Source organism: Roseomonas sp. FDAARGOS_362 (assembly GCF_002754815.1).
Classification (GTDB): Bacteria; Pseudomonadota; Alphaproteobacteria; order Acetobacterales; family Acetobacteraceae; genus Roseomonas; species Roseomonas mucosa.
In genome coordinates this window covers 463,078-478,924 of record NZ_CP024588.1, presented here as the reverse complement: position 1 = coordinate 478,924, position 15,847 = coordinate 463,078, and the positions used below count along the sequence as shown (strand labels likewise).

The 15,847-nt window shown below is 67.0% G+C and carries 16 protein-coding genes; 2 read left to right on the top strand and 14 right to left on the bottom strand.

The window, feature by feature from the left end; translation table 11 throughout:
* Nucleotides 1-121: 121 nt before the first annotated feature.
* Nucleotides 122-796, top strand: coding sequence for an ATP-binding protein (locus CTJ15_RS07010; protein WP_075821385.1), 675 nt, complete (start codon nt 122-124; stop codon nt 794-796).
* A 129-nt stretch (nt 797-925) separates the two neighbouring features.
* Complete coding sequence (locus CTJ15_RS07005) at nt 926-1,207, top strand: hypothetical protein (RefSeq protein WP_075821386.1); 282 nt, start codon at nt 926-928, stop codon at nt 1,205-1,207.
* 24 nt (nt 1,208-1,231) lie between these two features.
* Here the strand turns inward: CTJ15_RS07005 and CTJ15_RS07000 are convergent, their stop codons facing one another.
* The 14 genes from CTJ15_RS07000 to nuoH form a co-directional block, all read right to left on the bottom strand.
* Complete coding sequence (locus CTJ15_RS07000) at nt 1,232-1,921, bottom strand: ABC transporter ATP-binding protein (RefSeq protein ID WP_075821387.1); 690 nt, start codon at nt 1,919-1,921, stop codon at nt 1,232-1,234.
* A complete protein-coding gene (locus CTJ15_RS06995; RefSeq protein WP_075821388.1) occupies nt 1,914-3,167 on the bottom strand; it encodes a lipoprotein-releasing ABC transporter permease subunit in 1,254 nt (417 codons plus the stop codon). Before CTJ15_RS06995 ends, CTJ15_RS07000 begins: the two co-directional genes overlap by 8 nt.
* Entirely contained in the window at nt 3,167-4,474 is a 1,308-nt protein-coding gene (gene proS / locus CTJ15_RS06990; protein ID WP_075821389.1) for a proline--tRNA ligase, read from the bottom strand. The genes CTJ15_RS06995 and proS overlap by 1 nt, the downstream gene beginning before the upstream one ends.
* A 334-nt stretch (nt 4,475-4,808) precedes the next feature.
* Entirely contained in the window at nt 4,809-5,066 is a 258-nt protein-coding gene (locus CTJ15_RS06985; protein WP_058389074.1) for a DUF1467 family protein, read from the bottom strand.
* A gap of 3 nt (nt 5,067-5,069) precedes the next feature.
* Nucleotides 5,070-6,716: a ribonuclease J gene (locus CTJ15_RS06980; protein ID WP_058389073.1), complete on the bottom strand. Its 1,647-nt coding sequence runs from the start codon at nt 6,714-6,716 to the stop codon at nt 5,070-5,072.
* A 23-nt stretch (nt 6,717-6,739) separates the two neighbouring features.
* The gene (locus tag CTJ15_RS06975; protein ID WP_019460042.1) at nt 6,740-7,558 is read right to left on the bottom strand and encodes a type III pantothenate kinase; all 819 of its coding nucleotides are present in this window, start codon (nt 7,556-7,558) and stop codon (nt 6,740-6,742) included.
* 15 nt (nt 7,559-7,573) lie between these two features.
* Nucleotides 7,574-8,278 carry a biotin--[acetyl-CoA-carboxylase] ligase gene (locus CTJ15_RS06970; protein ID WP_226946144.1) on the bottom strand — a complete coding sequence of 235 codons (705 nt, stop codon included), beginning with the start codon at nt 8,276-8,278 and terminating at the stop codon, nt 7,574-7,576.
* Between the two features lie 47 nt (nt 8,279-8,325).
* The gene (gene nuoN, locus CTJ15_RS06965; RefSeq protein WP_075821391.1) at nt 8,326-9,756 is read right to left on the bottom strand and encodes an NADH-quinone oxidoreductase subunit NuoN; all 1,431 of its coding nucleotides are present in this window, start codon (nt 9,754-9,756) and stop codon (nt 8,326-8,328) included.
* A gap of 4 nt (nt 9,757-9,760) precedes the next feature.
* Complete coding sequence (locus CTJ15_RS06960; RefSeq protein ID WP_075821392.1) at nt 9,761-11,272, bottom strand: NADH-quinone oxidoreductase subunit M; 1,512 nt, start codon at nt 11,270-11,272, stop codon at nt 9,761-9,763.
* Nucleotides 11,269-13,185 (bottom strand): NADH-quinone oxidoreductase subunit L, encoded by a 1,917-nt coding sequence (gene nuoL / locus CTJ15_RS06955; protein WP_019460038.1) that lies wholly within the window; start codon nt 13,183-13,185, stop codon nt 11,269-11,271. The genes CTJ15_RS06960 and nuoL overlap by 4 nt, the downstream gene beginning before the upstream one ends.
* Nucleotides 13,186-13,190: 5 nt before the next feature.
* Nucleotides 13,191-13,502: an NADH-quinone oxidoreductase subunit NuoK gene (gene nuoK / locus CTJ15_RS06950; protein WP_019460037.1), complete on the bottom strand. Its 312-nt coding sequence runs from the start codon at nt 13,500-13,502 to the stop codon at nt 13,191-13,193.
* Nucleotides 13,502-14,200: an NADH-quinone oxidoreductase subunit J gene (locus CTJ15_RS06945; RefSeq protein ID WP_099781382.1), complete on the bottom strand. Its 699-nt coding sequence runs from the start codon at nt 14,198-14,200 to the stop codon at nt 13,502-13,504. Before CTJ15_RS06945 ends, nuoK begins: the two co-directional genes overlap by 1 nt.
* 72 nt (nt 14,201-14,272) lie before the next feature.
* Nucleotides 14,273-14,761, bottom strand: coding sequence for an NADH-quinone oxidoreductase subunit NuoI (gene nuoI / locus CTJ15_RS06940; protein WP_019460035.1), 489 nt, complete (start codon nt 14,759-14,761; stop codon nt 14,273-14,275).
* Nucleotides 14,762-14,833: 72 nt separating this feature from the next.
* Nucleotides 14,834-15,844: an NADH-quinone oxidoreductase subunit NuoH gene (gene nuoH / locus CTJ15_RS06935; protein WP_019460034.1), complete on the bottom strand. Its 1,011-nt coding sequence runs from the start codon at nt 15,842-15,844 to the stop codon at nt 14,834-14,836.
* Nucleotides 15,845-15,847: the final 3 nt, after the last annotated feature.

Below are 15,847 nucleotides of genomic sequence, written 5' to 3'. Positions count from 1 at the left end.
CCCCTCTTATTAGCACGCTTCTCATGTGGGAAAAATGCCCACAAATGCCCGTTTCGCTGTTGACGTGGGTTTTTTTTCCCACAAATACTCCGCCCATCACACCACTCCCTGGAGCGGTTCCTTGTCCCTCGACGTTTCCGACCCTTCCCTGATCCCGTCCCTGACCCGGATGATGCACCGGCCCCGGCACGCCGCCGGCGACGACGCGCTCCGGCAGCTCCGTCACCACTCGAAGAACGCGTTGCAGCGGATTTTGGCCCAGCTCTGGCATTCGGAGGATCTGCAGGCGACCCCGGAAGGGCGGCGGCTGGTGCGGGACCTGGAGAACCGGATCAGCCTTTCCGCAGGGATCTCGGACGATCTCTTCGGCTTCACCCGGGAGCCCCGGCCGCTGGATGAGCGTCTCCGCTCCCTCTGCGAGAAGGTGGTCGGCCTGATGGCCGATCCGGACCAGCGCATCGCCCTGACGCTGCAAATCGACGGTGCCTGCCCGGATCACCTGGAGAACGTCGTCCTGCGTATCGCGCACGAGATGGTGGGAAACGCGGTGAAGCATGGCCTGCATGTCCGCCTGTCCGGCCGGATCACCGTCGAGTTCGGCTGGCGCGGACAGGGCTGGCAACTCCGCGTCACCGATGATGGGTGGGGCCCTTCTCCCGGTGCCGTGGATGGCGATGGCATGCAGCTCATGCGGAGCCTGTCCGAACCCTATGGCGGCCGGATCGTGATGAGCCGCCAGGACAACACGACCAGCGTCACGCTCGACCTGCCAGCCGCCGATTTCGGAAGCCACTGACGCGCATGTCCCGGAGCGGGCCACGAAGATTTAATAACGGATGTGGAATCAAATCCCTGTCTGCCGGGGCATGATCGTCCTTCGCGAGCATGCCGACCGGCATGTGGAACCTCAGCCGTTGGCCCCAAAATGCCTGATACGGGAATACTGACCGGACTGTTCAGCGGAACAGCCAGACAAAGGAAGTCGAATTCCGGAGAGCCCGCCTTCCAGCGAGGCTACCCGGCCCGCCCTCCCTTTCCGGGCGAAGGCAGGGCCGGCGCCGGCGCCCTGCCCTCCCTCGCCTCGGGGGAACCGCTGCCCCTGGCGCCCCGCCGCTGGCGGGCGCGGGACATCCTGGCCGTTCTCCTGATCGCCCTGGTCAGCCTCGCCATCGCCGACAGCTTCGGCCAGATGGACCTGTTGCGGTAGGACGCCGCGACGGCCGGGGCTGGTTCAGGCCTCGCGGAGATGCCCGTCGCGCAGTTCCACCACGCGGTCCATCCGCGCCGCCAGTTCCGGGTTGTGCGTGGCGATCAGCGCCGCCAGCCCCCGTTCCCGCGCGCTTTCCAGCAGCTCCGCGAAGACCCGGTCCGAGGTGCCGACATCGAGGTTTCCCGTGGGCTCGTCCGCCAGCAGGATGCGCGGGCCGTTCGCCAGGGCGCGGGCGATGGCCACGCGCTGCTGCTCGCCACCCGAGAGGCGACCGGGCCGGTGATGCTCCCGTCCCGTCAAGCCGAATCCGGCCAGAAGCTGCCGCGCCCGCTCCGCCGCGCGGGCGCGCGACACGCCGGCGGCCATCTGTGGCAGGCAGACATTCTCCTCAGCGGTGAATTCGGGGAGGAGGTGGTGGAACTGATAGACGAAGCCGATCGCCTCCCGCCGCAGGGTGGTGCGGGCGCTGTCGTCGAGCCCCCCGGCGGCACGGCCGTTGATGAAGACCTCCCCGCCATCCGGCCGTTCCAGCAGACCCGCCAAGTGCAGCAGGGTGGACTTGCCGGTGCCCGAAGGAGCGACCAGCGCCACGATCTCCCCCGCCCGGAGGGTCAGGTCGGCCCCGCGCAGCACGGGGAGTTCCCCCGCCTCGGTGCGGTAGCGCCGCTCCAGCCCCACGAGGCGCAGCGGCAGGCTGTCCGTGTCACTCATTGCGCAGCGCCACCACGGGATCGGTCTTCGCCGCCCGCCAGGACGGATAGAGCGTCGCCAGCAGCGACAGGCCGAGGCCCATCAGCACCACCTGCGCCACCTCGTGCGGGTTCACCACCGCCGGCAGGCGGGTGAGGAAATAGACCTCCGGGCTGAACAGCTCCGTCCCCGTCAGCGCCTGCAACGCCTCGCGGATGCGCTCGATATTGGCGCAGAAGACGATGCCGATCAGGAAGCCGATCAGCGTCCCCGCCACGCCCACGCTGGCGCCGCAGAGCAGGAAGATCCGCATGATCGCGCCGCGCGTGGCCCCCACGGTCCGCAGCACCGCGATGTCCTTGGTCTTGTCCTTCACCAGCATGATCAGCGAGGAGACGATATTGAAGGCCGCCACGACGATGATCAGGGTGAGGATCAGGAACATCACGTTCCGCTCCACCTGCACCGCGTTGAAGAAGGAGGAGTTGGCGCTCTGCCAGTCGAGGATGCGCACGCGGGTCGGCATCAGCGCGGCGTAGATCTCCCGCGCGATGGTGCCGACACGATCGGGGTTGTCCACGAAGACCTCGATCTGCGAGGCCGCGCCCTGCGTCTGGAAATAGATCTGCGCCGCCTGGAAGGGCATGAAGACGTAGGAACTGTCGTACTCGTTCATCCCCGCCTCGAACATCGCCACGACCTCGTAGGATCGCAGGCGCGGCACGGTGCCGATGACGGTGGTGCGCCCCTGTGGCGAAACCAGGGTGATGCGGTCGCCCAGCCGCAGGCCGAGCTTCTGCGCCAGCCGCGTGCCGACGACGATGGTGTCGTCGCCGCCGAAACGCTCCAGGCTGCCGAGGCGGATATTGCCGGCGATCAGCGGGCGGGCGCGCAGGTCCTCCGGCCGGATGCCGCGGGCGATGCCGCCCGAGGCGCCGCCGGCATCGGAGGTGAAGAGCACCTGCCCTTCCACGATGGGCGTGGCCGTGACCACGCCGGGCACGGCGCGGACCTTCGCGGCGATGTCGTCGAAATCCGGCAGCTTCCCGCCCGCGGCGGAATAGACGCCCATATGGCCGTTCAGCCCGAGGATGCGGCCCAGCAGCTCCTGCCGGAAGCCGTTCATCACGCTCATCACGATGATCAGCGTCGCCACGCCGAGGGCGATGCCCACCAGCGAGAAGACCGCGATCACCGAGACGAAGCGCTCGCCCTTCCGCGCCTTGAGGTAGCGGAAGGCGACCATACGCTCGAAGGCGTTGAACATCAGGGGCGGAGCTTGGCCAGTGCGTCCTCGACCGACAGCTCCTCGCGCTCCCCGGTCATGCGCCGCTTGAGCTCGACCTTGCCGGCCGCTGCGCCGCGCGGGCCGACCACGACCTGCCAGGGGAAGCCCATCAGGTCGGCATCGGCGAACTTCACGCCGGCACGCTCGGGGCGGTCGTCATAGACTGCGTCTTCCGGAAAGGCGGCATAGATCCGCTCGCAGACCGCGTCGCAGACCGCGTCGCCGCTCTTCAGGTTCAGGATGGCGAGCTTGTAGGGCGCGATGGCATCCGGCCACTTGATGCCGTTCTCGTCGTGGTTGGCCTCGATCGCCGCGGCCACGAGGCGCGACACGCCGATGCCGTAGGAGCCCATCTCCGGATGCACCGGGTTGCCTTCCGGCCCCGTCACCTGGAAGCCCATCGCCGCCGAGTACTTGGTGCCGAAATAGAAGATATGGCCGACCTCGATGCCACGCGCCGAGACCTGCTCCTCCGCCGCCACGGCGTTCCAGGCGGCCTCGTCGTGCATCTCGTCGGTGGCGGCGTAGCGGCTGGTCCAGAAATCGACATGCGGCGTCAGGTCGCCATCATAGTCCGGCGCCTCGGCCAGCGGGTCGTAGGCCAGCAGGTCGCGGTGCAGGAAGACCTGGCTCTCGCCCGTCTCCGCCAGGATGATGAACTCGTGGCTCAGATTGCCGCCGATCGGGCCGGTGTCCGCCCGCATCGGGATCGCCTTCAGCCCCATCCGCGCGAAGGTCCGCAGATAGGAGACGAACATCCGGTGGTAGGACTTCCGCGCTGCCTCTGGCGAGATGTCGAAGGAATAGCCATCCTTCATCAGGAATTCGCGGCCGCGCATCACGCCGAAGCGGGGGCGCACCTCGTCCCGGAACTTCCACTGGATCTGGTACAGGTTGCGCGGCAGGTCGCGGTAGGACCTGGCGAAGCCCTTGAAGATGTCGGTGATGACCTCCTCGTTGGTCGGGCCGTAGAGCATCTCACGATCGTGCCGGTCGCGGATGCGCAGCATCTCCTTGCCGTAGTCCTCGTAGCGTCCGCTCTCCTTCCAGAGCTCGGCGGCCTGGATGGTGGGCATCAGGATCTCCTGCGATCCGGCGCGGTCCTGCTCCTCGCGCACGATCTGCCCGATGTTGCGCAGCACGCGCAGGCCCAACGGCAGCCAGGCATAGATGCCGGCGGTCGTCTGGCGGATCAGCCCAGCGCGCAGCATCAGGCGGTGCGAGGCGATCTGCGCCTCGGCGGGCGTTTCCTTCAGCGTGGGCAGGAAGGCGCGGGACAGGCGCAAGGCAGTCGTCTCCGGGAAAGCGGGGCCCAGGGGGAAGGCCCCCCGGGAAGCGGTTCAGGGAGCGCAACCTAGAGCGGATCGCGCTGCGGCGAAACGGCCCGGAAAGCGACAAAAAGAAAGGGCCGCGCCAGGAGGCACGGCCCGAAGTTTAGGGAGGAAACGCCAGTCACACGGCAGGAAGAGGACCAACCCTCTTCCTGTTCCTGAATCTGACCGTTCCAACCCCTCTTCGCAATCGCAAAACCCAGGTTGTAGAGCAAAATTTGGGCTATTTTTACCGGAGAAGCCCGTTCCCATAGCTGACGAGTTCAAACATTAAGCGAAAAGCCTGAAATCAGTGCATCGCCAGCCAGCCATGGCGGAAGGAGAGGTAATCGCTGCGGATGACCATCTCCAATCCGAGCCAGACCACGGCCGAAATGGCGGTGGTCAGCAGGACCTTCCGCCCCAGGCGGGGCGCCAGCGGCGCACCCCGCCAGCCACCAGGTGTCGATTCAGCATCCGTGTCCGGCCGCACCCCAAGAGGGAGGGTAACGAAAAGGACGGTCCACCAGACCAGAAAGAACACCACGATCCCGGTGACGACGCCCATGGCTCAAACCCGGAGCAGATGCACGTCCACCATCGGCCGCTTGCGCAACCGGCGGCCGAGCGCTCGGCGCAGGATGGCACGGGCGGCCTCGCGCAGCGGGTCGTCGTCCCGGCGCAGGTTGAGCGGCAGTTCCTCCACCGCCCGGGCCAGTTCCGTGGCGATCTGCCCGGGCTCTGCGTCCAGTTGCTCGAACAGGCCAGGGGCGGACACCTGGGGCTCCCCGCGCACCCGCCCTTCCCGGTCCACCGCCAGGGAGGCGACGATCACCCCGTTGAACAGCATCCGCCGGCGCGCCGAGAGCACCCCGCCTTCCAGCGGCAGGAGCCGGTCGCCATCGATGGCCAGGCGCCCCGTGGGGACGGAATCCACCACATCCGGCTTGTTGCCCGACAGTTCCAGCACGTCGCCATCCTCGATCAGGATCGGCGTCGCGCCGATCGCACGCGCCAGTTCGGCATGCTGCTCCAGGTGGCGCCACTCGCCATGCACCGGCACGGAGAAGCGCGGCCGCACCAGCTCATAGAGGCGCTTCAGCTCACCCTTCGCCGGATGGCCGGACACATGCACCTGCCGCTCGTCGGCGGTCACCACGCGGCAGCCGGCGCGGCGGAGCTGGTCCTGCACCCGGGCGATGGCACGCTCGTTGCCGGGGATCTGGCGGGAGGAATAGATCACCGTATCCCCCTCCCCCAGCGAGATGTTGGGATGGGTGTCGGCGGCGATCTTGGACAGTGCCGAGCGCGGCTCGCCCTGGCTGCCGGTGCAGACGATCAGCAGCTCCTCGTCCGGCAGGTAGCTTGCCTCGTCCTCGCTCAGGAAAGGCGGCGTCTCCTTCAGGTAGCCGCATTCCCGCGCCGCCGCATCGGCGTTGCGCAGCGAGCGCCCGAACAGCGCCACCTGCCTGCCATTGGCCCGCGCGGCATGGGCGATGCTCTCCACCCGCGCCACGTTGGTGGCGAAGCAGGTCACCGCCACCCGGCCACGCAACTCACCGATCAGCGACGTCAACTCGCGGCGGACATCCGCCTCGCTGCCCGAATAGCCCTCGACCAGCGCGTTGGTGCTGTCGCAGACCATGGCCAGCACGCCCTCGCGCCCCAGCGCCTCGAAACCTTCCTCGTCAGTCGGCAGGCCCAGGAGCGGGTTCGGGTCGAGCTTCCAGTCACCCGTGTGCAGCACCGTGCCATAGGAGGTCCGGATCGAGAGCGCCTGCGCCTCCGGCACCGAATGCGCCACCCGGAGGAAGCGCATGGCGAAGGGGCCCAACTCCAGGCTGCCGCCGAGCGGGATGGTGTGCAGTTCAGCCTGGTGCAGCAGCCCGGCCTCGCCCAGCTTCCGCCGCAGGACGGCGGAGGCGAAGGGGCTGGCATAGATCGGGCAGCGGAGCTGCGGCCAGAGCGGTGCCACGGCGCCGAGATGGTCCTCATGCGCGTGGGTGATCACCAGCCCGACCAGCTTGCCACGCCGCTCCGCCAGCCAGCCGGCATCGGGGACCATGACCTCGGCTTCCGGCGTGTCGGTGCCGCCGAAACCGATGCCGCAATCCACTGCGAGCAGAGCACCGTCGCAGCGATACACGTTCAGGTTGAGGCCAATTTCCCCGGTCCCTCCGAGCGGGATCAGGGCGAGGCCGGAGGTGGGTTCTGTCATTCTGTTCTCGTTCTGATAAACATCTAATCCGGGTCCGGTTTCAGCACGTCGGGCAAACTGGTGCGGTGGAAGATGGGCGTGGGGTTACGATCCGCCAACAGCCGCAGCCCCTCCAGGGTGATATCGGGGTCGGTCTTCTCGATCACGGCGGTACCCTCGGCGAAGAGCGGCGCCAGCCCGCCGGTGGCCACCACCTTCATCGGCGCGCCGAACTCCGCGCGGATGCGCTCCACGATCCCCTCGATCAGCCCCACATAGCCCCAGAAGATCCCGGACTGCATGGCCGGCACCGTGTCCCGCCCGATCACCGATTGCGGCCGGCCGATGCCGATCCGCGGCAGGCGGGCGGCGGCCCGGTGGAGCGCCTCGATCGACAGGCTGATGCCGGGAGCGATCACGCCACCGAGATAGCTGCCCTTCCCGTCCACGACATCGAAGGTGGTGGCAGTGCCGAAATCCACCACCACCAGGGGTCCGTGATAATGGTGGTGCGCCGCCAGGGCGTTCAGCAGCCGGTCGGCGCCGACCTCCTTCGGGCGGTCCACCAGGATCTGGAAACCCCACTCCACCGCGGCCCGGGCCACCAGCGGCTCGCAGGAGAACCATTCGCGGGACAGGCGGCGCAGGTTGTACAGGGCGGCCGGCACCACGGTGCCGATGGCGCAGCGGTCGATCGCCGAGGGGTTCAGCCCCGCATGACGGAACAAGGCCAGGAGCCAGACGGCGTATTCGTCGCTGGTCCGGTCATCCCGCGTGGCGATGCGCCAGCGGCCGCGCCATTCCCGGCCGTCATGGACCGCGAAGACGACGTTGGTGTTGCCTGCATCAATGGCCAGCAACATGGATCTTGGCCTCCCTCAGCCAGCGAGTTCACCCGCGACAACGGTGTGAACGCGTTCTTCCGTCGCTATCAGGAGCGCCCCATCCTCGGCCAGCCCCCCGAACCGCCCCGTGATCGATCCGCGTGATCCCCGCACCGTCAGGATGGCATCGGGTGCCGGCCCGTACGCCATCCAGGCGGTCCGGACGGGACCGAAGCCTTCCGCCGCCCGGCGCTGCCGCCAATGGTCGAGACGCTCCAGCAGGCTGCGCGCGAAGGCCTCCGGTCCAGGCGATGCCCCACAGACATCGGCAAGACATGTCACGAATCTATCAGGAATCTGCGGTACATGGGTGAGGTTGACTCCGATCCCCAGCACGATCCACGGCGCCCCTTCTTCGTCCAGGCCGGAGTTCAAGAGGATGCCGGCGCATTTGGCGCCGTTCAGCAACAGGTCGTTAGGCCATTTCAGGGAAAGCGGCACGCCGGCTGGCAGGACACCCGCCACGGCATCGGCCAGGGCCACCGCCGCCAGCAGCGAATACTGCGGCAGCTCCCGCGGTGCCTCGCGCGGACGCAACAGGAGCGAGAGATGCAGGTTGCCGGAAAGGGACTGCCAGGCACGGCCATGCTGGCCCCGACCGGCCGTCTGGCGCAGCGCCAAGGCGACCGTCCCCTCGGGTTCCCCAGCGGCGGCGAGGGCCAGGAGATGGTCCTGCGTGCTGGAAAGGCTTTCATGCACCTGAAGCCGCCAGCCGAAGCCGGCGGCTCCGGGTGTCACCGGTACGCTCACCCGGCCAGGGCAGCCACGGCGGCCTGCGCCGCCGCGAGCAGCGGCGCGGCGAAGAAGACCAGCACCACGTTCAGGATGCCGGCGCCGGCCAGCAGCACCGAGACGCCCGTCGCACGCGGTTCCAGCGCCCCGGCCGCCTCGTCGAAATACATCACCTTGACGATGCGGAGGTAGTAGTAGGCCGAGACCACCGAGGTCAGCACGCCGATCACCGCCAGCGTCCAGTAACCCGCCTGCACCGCAGCCAGGAAGACGTAGAGCTTCGAGAAGAAGCCGGCCAGCGGCGGGATGCCGGCCATGGAGAACATGAAGATCGCCATGGCGAGCGCCATCGCCGGGTCCGTCTTGCCCAGGCCGGCGAGGTCGCCGATCCCTTCCACCGAGCGGCCGTTGCGGCGCATGGAGACCAGCACGGCGAAGACGCCGATGTTCATCACCAGGTAGATGGCTAGGTAGAAGAGCAGGCCGCGCACGCCCGTGCCCGTACCCACCGCCAGGCCCATCAGCGCGTAGCCGACATGGCCGATGGAGGAATAGGCCATCAGCCGCTTGATGTTGCGCTGCCCGATCGCGGCGAGCGAGCCCAGCAGCATGGACAGGATGGAGACCACCACCATCACCTGCCCCCACTGCGCCACCAGCTCGCCGAAGGGACCGACCACCACGCGGGTGAGCAGCGCCAGCGCCGCCACCTTCGGTGCCGAGGCGAAGAAGGCCGTCACCGGCGTCGGCGCGCCCTCGTAGACATCCGGCGTCCACATGTGGAAGGGCACGGCCGAGACCTTGAAGGCCAGGGCGGCAATCACGAAGATCAGGCCGATCACCACGCCGGCCGAGACACCGCCAGGGCTGCCCATCGCGGTGGCGATGCGGGTGAAGTTCGTGGTGCCGGTGAAGCCGTAGATCAGGCTCGCGCCGTAAAGCAGCAGGCCGGAGGCGAGCGCGCCCAGCACGAAGTACTTCAGCCCCGCCTCCGCCGAGCGGACGTTGTCGCGGTCGAAGGAGGCCACGACGTAGAGCGAGAGCGAGAAGAGCTCCAGCCCCAGGTAGAGCATCATCAGGTCGTTGGCCGCGAGCATGACCAGCATGCCCAGGGTCGCGGTCAGGATCAGGATCGGGAACTCGAAGCGGGCAATGCCCTCCCTCTCGTTCCAGTTCAGCGCCAGGATCATGGTCGCCAGGCTGCCCAGCAGCACCAGCAGCTTGGTGAAGCGCGCAAAGGCGTCGGAGACGTACTGGCCGAAGAAGCCCGTCCCGTCCGCCTGCGCGATCACCAGCGCCGCCGTCACCAGCAGGACACCGACGCCGCCCATGGTCACGCCGAAGCTGGTGTCGCGCTTCGGCAGCACGCCGCAGACCAGCAGCACCAGAACCGAGACCGCCAGCACGATCTCCGGCAGCGAGAGGGTCCAGTTGATCGGGTTCATGCTGTCACATCCCGGCCAGGCGCGGCAGAGCCAGAGCGGCCTCGTGCCGCTCGATCAGCGCCGCCACGCTGGCCTCGAAGAACTGAAGGAAGGAGGACGGGTACACGCCGAGCCAGATCGTCAGCAGGATCAGCGGCGCGAAGGTCACGTACTCGCGCGGGCTCAGGTCCAGCAGCGCGCGCAGGTCCTCGCGCGTGACGCGGCTGAAGATCACCCTGCGGTACAGGTAGAGCATGTAGCCCGCGCCCAGGATCATGCCGAGGGCGCCGCCGAAGGCGGCCCAGGGATTCGCCTTCCAGGCGCCGACCAGCACCAGGAACTCGCCCGGGAAGCCGGCCAGGCCGGGCAGCGCCACCGAGCCCATGGTGAAGAACATGAAGACCAGCGCATAGGCCGGCATGATCTTCGCCACGCCGCCATAGCGGGCGATCTCGCGCGAATGCACCCGATCGTAGAGCACGCCGACACAGAGGAAGAGCGCCCCCGAAACCACGCCGTGCGAGATCATCTGCAGCAGCGCGCCGGAAATGCCCTGCTGGTTGAAGGTGAAGAGCCCCAGCGTGACGATGCCCATATGCGCGACGGAGGAGTAGGCGATCAGCTTCTTCATGTCCTCCTGCGCCATGGCGACGAGGCTGGTGTAGACCACCGCCACCACCGACAGCACGAAGATCACCGGCGCGAAGAGCGCCGCGGCCTCGGGGAAGAGTGGGATGGAGAAGCGAATGAAGCCGTAGGCCCCCATCTTCAGCAGCACGCCCGCCAGGATCACCGAGCCCGCCGTCGGCGCCTCCACATGCGCGTCCGGCAGCCAGGTATGGACCGGCCACATCGGCACCTTCACCGCGAAGGCGGCGAAGAAGGCCAGGAACATCCAGATCTGCGTCGAGCGCGGCAGGTTCAGCTGCATGACCGCGCCGATGTCGCTGCTGCCGGCATTGTACCAGAGCGCGAGGATGGCCAGCAGCATCAGCACCGAGCCGAGCAGCGTGTAGAGGAAGAGCTTGAAGGCCGCATAGACGCGCCGCGGCCCGCCCCAGACCCCGATGATCAGGAACATCGGGATCAGCACGCCCTCGAAGAAGACATAGAAGAGGACGATGTCCAGCGCGCTGAACATGCCCACCATCATGGTCTCCAGCAGCAGGAAGGCGACCATGTACTCGCGCACCCGGTTCTGCACCGACTCCCAGGAAGCCAGGATGCAGAGCGGCGTCAGCACGGTGGACAGCAGCACGAAGAGGACGGAGATGCCGTCCACCCCCATGTGGTAGCCAAGGCCGACTTCCGGCAGCCAGCGGACCTGCTCCTCGAACTGGTAGGCGGCCGAGGAGGTGTCGAAGCGGAACCAGAGCAGCAGCGACAGGGCCAGCACGATCAGGCTGGTCCAGAGCGCCGTCCAACGGGCATTGGACGCGACGACCGCGTCGTCGCCTCGCACGGACATGATGACCGCCGCCCCTGCCAGCGGCAGGAAGGTCAGCAGGGAAAGAAGGGGGAACCCGGCCGCGTTCACCGCATGACTCCCAGCAGGAAGATGGACACGAAGAGCGCGAGCCCGATGATCATCGCGAAGGCATAGTTGGCGAGCTTGCCGGTCTGGAGCTTCACCGCGCCGCGGGACGCCTCGACCGTCAGGCTGGCCGCCCCGTTGGGCATGCCGTCGATGATCTGCGCGTCGCCCACCTTCCACAGGGTGCGGGCCAGGCGCTGGCAGGGGCGTACGAAGAGGAAGTCGTACAGCTCGTCGAAGTACCACTTGTTCAGCAGGAACAGGTAGATCGGGTGGAAGGCGCTGGCCAGCTTGCCCGGCAGCGACGGCACGAACATGTACATGATGTAGGCCAGCGCGATGCCGGACAGGCCCATCACGGTCGGCGCCAGCGGCACCCATTCGGGCACCTCGTGCATCGCATGCATGATGTGGTTGGTCTCGGCGTTCACGATGGAGCCGTTCCAGAACTCCTCCCAGTGATGCCCGACCATCAGGTCGAAGAAGGCATAGCCGGTGAAGACCGCGCCGATCGCCAGCAGCACCAGCGGGATCAGCATCACCGGCGGGCTCTCATGCACGTGCTCCATTACATGATGGTCCGCCCGCGGCTTGCCGTGGAAGGTCAGGATCGTCAGGCGCCAGGAGTAGAAGGCCGTCAGGAAGGCCGCGATCATGGTCATGACGAAGCCGTACATGCCGACTGCGCTGCCCGAGGCGAAGGCCGCCTCCATGATCGCATCCTTGGAGTAGTAGCCGGCGAAGAAGGGGATGCCGGCCAGCGCCAGGTTGCCGATCCAGAACACCACGTAGGTGACCGGGATCTTGGTCCAGATCCCGCCCATGCGGCGGATGTCCTGCTCGTCGGACATGGCATGGATCACCGAGCCCGCACTCAGGAAGAGCAGCGCCTTGAAGAAGGCATGGGTGAAGAGATGGAACACCGCCGCCTGGTAGGCGCCCACGCCCACCGCCACGAACATGTAGCCGAGCTGCGAGCAGGTGGAGAAGGCGATCACCCGCTTGATGTCGTTCTGCACGCAGCCCACCGTCGCCGCGAAGAAGGCGGTGGTGGCGCCGATGAAGGTCACCAGCGTCAGCGCGTGCGGCGCCATCTCCATCAGCGGCGACATGCGGGCCATCAGGAAGACGCCGGCCGTCACCATGGTCGCCGCGTGGATCAGCGCGGAAACGGGGGTCGGGCCCTCCATGGCGTCCGGCAGCCAGGTGTGCAGCACGAGCTGCGCCGACTTGCCGCAGGCGCCGGCGAAGAGCAGCACGCCGATCACCTCGATGGAGGAGAAGCCGAAGATGGTCTGGCCCTGCGCCTCCGGCAGCGCGGCGAAGATCTCGTTGAAGCCGAGCTCGCCAAAGGTCCAGAAGGTGAGTGCCATGCCCATCATGAAGAACAGGTCACCCACGCGGTTGACGATGAAGGCCTTCATCGCCGCGCGGTTCGCGCTCTCGCGCTCGTAGTAGTAGCCGATCAGCAGGTAGCTCGCGAGGCCCACGCCCTCCCAGCCGAAGAAGAGCTGGACGAGGTTGTCCGCCGTCACCAGCATCAGCATGGCGAAGGTGAAGAGCGAGAGATAGGCGAAGTACCGCGACGGCGTCTCGTCATGGGACATGTAGCCCACGCTGTAGAGATGGATCAGCGTGGAGATCAGCGTGATCATCCCGACCATCATGGCCGAGAGCGTGTCGTAGCGGAGCGCCCAGTCCACGCTGAGCGAGCCGGCCTCGATGAAGTTGGTGACCACCACCGTGGCGGGCTGGCTGTGCAGCCCGACCTGCCAGAAGGCGGAGAGCCCGCAGACCGCGGCCAGCGCCATGCAGATCACGGTGGACCACTGGGCGGCCTTGTCGCCGATCCAGCGGCCCAGGAAGCCCGAGATGGCGGAGCCCAGCAGGGGGAAGAAGACAGCGCCGACGAACATGCCGCTCAACCCTTCAGGGTGGACACGTCTTCCACCTCGATGCTGCCACGGTTGCGGAAATAGATGACGAGGATCGCGAGGCCGATCGCGGCCTCGGCCGCCGCCACCGTCAGGATGAACAGGGCGAAGACCTGCCCGGTCAGGTCGCCTAGCGCCGAGGAGAAGGCCACCATGTTGGTGTTGACCGAAAGCAGGATCAGCTCGATCGACATCAGCAGCACGATGACATTCTTCCGGTTCATGAAGATCCCGAAGATGCCGAGCAGGAAAAGGATCGCCCCTACCGCCAGGTAGTGGCCAAGCCCGATGGTGAGCATCAGTGGTGGCCCCCCCCGTGGCCATGATCTGCGTGGTGGATCGCCTTGGGCTTGTCCTTCGGCTCCGGCGGCAGCGGCCGCAGGATGCCGATCTCGCCCAGCCCGGCGCCGCTCGGCACCTTCTGCATCTCCACCTTGCCCGCGCGTGCGATCTGCTGGGCGATGTTCTGCCGCCGCGACAGCCCCGTCTTTTCGCGGTGCGTCAGCACGATGGCCCCGATCATCGCCACCAGCAGGACCATGCCCGCCGCCTGGAACAGGAAGATATAGTCTGTGTAGATCAGGTGCCCGAGCGCGTGGGTGTTGGTCATGTCGGCCGGCGCCGCGTTCATGCGCAGCGTCACCGCCTCCGAGCTGAATTGCCAGCCGGCCAGGACCAGAAGCAGCTCCAGGAAGAGGATGCCGCCCACGATCGCCCCGATCGGGGCGTAGCGCTGGAAGCCCTCCCGCAGCCGGGTGAAGTCCACATCCAGCATCATCACGACGAAGAGGAACAGCACCGCGACCGCGCCGACATAGACGATGACCAGGATCATCGCGAGGAACTCCGCCCCCGCGAGGAGGAAGAGCCCGGCGGCATTGAAGAAGCCGAGGATGAGGTACAGCACGCTGTAGACGGGATTGCGGCTGGTCACCACCATCACGGCGGAGGCGATCAGCACCGCCGCGAAGGCGTAGAAGGCGAGAGCTGCGATCATCGGGCCAGGCAGTCCATGGGGCGTTCCATCTTCGTGAACCGGGGGCGCTTTGCGGCGCCCCCGGATGCGTTCTCAGCGGTAGGGAGCGTCGAGCTCGAGCCTCGCGGCGAGCAGCGGTTCCCACCGGTCTCCGTTCGCGAGCAGCTTGTTCTTGTCATAGAGAAGCTCCTCCCGCGTTTCCGTGGCGAATTCGAGGTTCGGCCCCTCGACGATCGCATCCACCGGGCAGGCCTCCTCGCAGAGACCGCAATAGATGCACTTCACCATGTCGATGTCGTAGCGCGTGGTGCGGCGGGACCCGTCCTCGCGCGGCTCGGCCTCGATGGTGATGGCCAGCGCCGGGCAGATCGCCTCGCAGAGCTTGCAGGCGATGCAGCGCTCCTCCCCGTTCGGATAGCGGCGCAGCGCGTGCTCGCCCTTGAAGCGGGGCGAAAGCGGCTGCCGCTCGAACGGGTAGTTCAGCGTGACCTTGGGCTTGAAGAAGGCCTTCAGCGTCAGCCACATGCCCTGCGCGATATCCACGAGCAGGTAGCCGCGCGCCAGGCTGTCGAGCGTCGCCATGATGCTATGCCTTTCCGGCCAGGGCGAGATGAAGGGTGAAAGAGAGGAGGCGCATGTCGTCCAGAGCCCGCGTCATGCCGGCAGCCACCCGAAGGCCTTCAGCGCCACCGCGGTCAGCACCAGCCAGCCCAGGGTGAAGGGCAGGAAGACCTTCCAGCCCAGCCGCATCAGCTGGTCGTAGCGGTAGCGCGGGAAGGTCGCGCGGACCCAAAGGAAGACGAAGAGGCAGATCAGGATCTTCAGGATGAACCAGAGCGGCCCCGGCACCCAGTTCAGCGGCGCCACGTCCATCGGCGGGTACCAGCCACCCAGGAAGAGGATGGTGGTCAGCGCGGACATGAGGATCATGTTCGCGTACTCGCCGAGGAAGAAGAGCCCGAAGGTCATCGAGCTGTATTCGACGAAGAAGCCCGCCACCAGCTCGCTCTCGCCTTCCGGCAGGTCGAAGGGGGCGCGGTTCGTCTCCGCCAGGATCGAGATGAAGAAGATGATGAACATCGGGAAGAGCGGTATGGCGAACCACACATGCTCCTGCGCCCGCACGATGTCCGTCAGGTTCAGCGACCCCACGCACATCAGCACGGTCACGATGATGAGGCCCATCGAGACCTCGTAGGACACCATCTGCGCCGCCGAGCGCAGCGCGCCCAGGAAGGCGTATTTCGAGTTCGACGCCCAGCCGGCGATGATGATGCCATAGACGCCGAGCGAGGAGATGGCGAAGAGGTAGAGCACGCCGACATTGATGTTGGCGATCGCCCAGCCGTCGTTCACCGGGATCACCGCCCAGGCCAGCATGGCCAGGACGAAGGTGATCATCGGCGCCATGATGAACAGCACACGCGACGCGCCGGTCGGGATGATGGTCTCCTTGGTCATCATCTTCAGCGCATCGGCGAAGGGCTGCAGCAGGCCGAAGGGGCCGACCACGTTCGGCCCCCGGCGGTACTGCATGGCGGCCAGCACCTTGCGTTCCGCATAGGTGAGGTAGGCGACCGCGATCAGCAGCGGCACCAGCAGCGCCAGGGTCTGCGCCAGCGTCAGCGCGAGGATGCCGACCGGGGAGGAAAGGAAGCTGTCCATCGC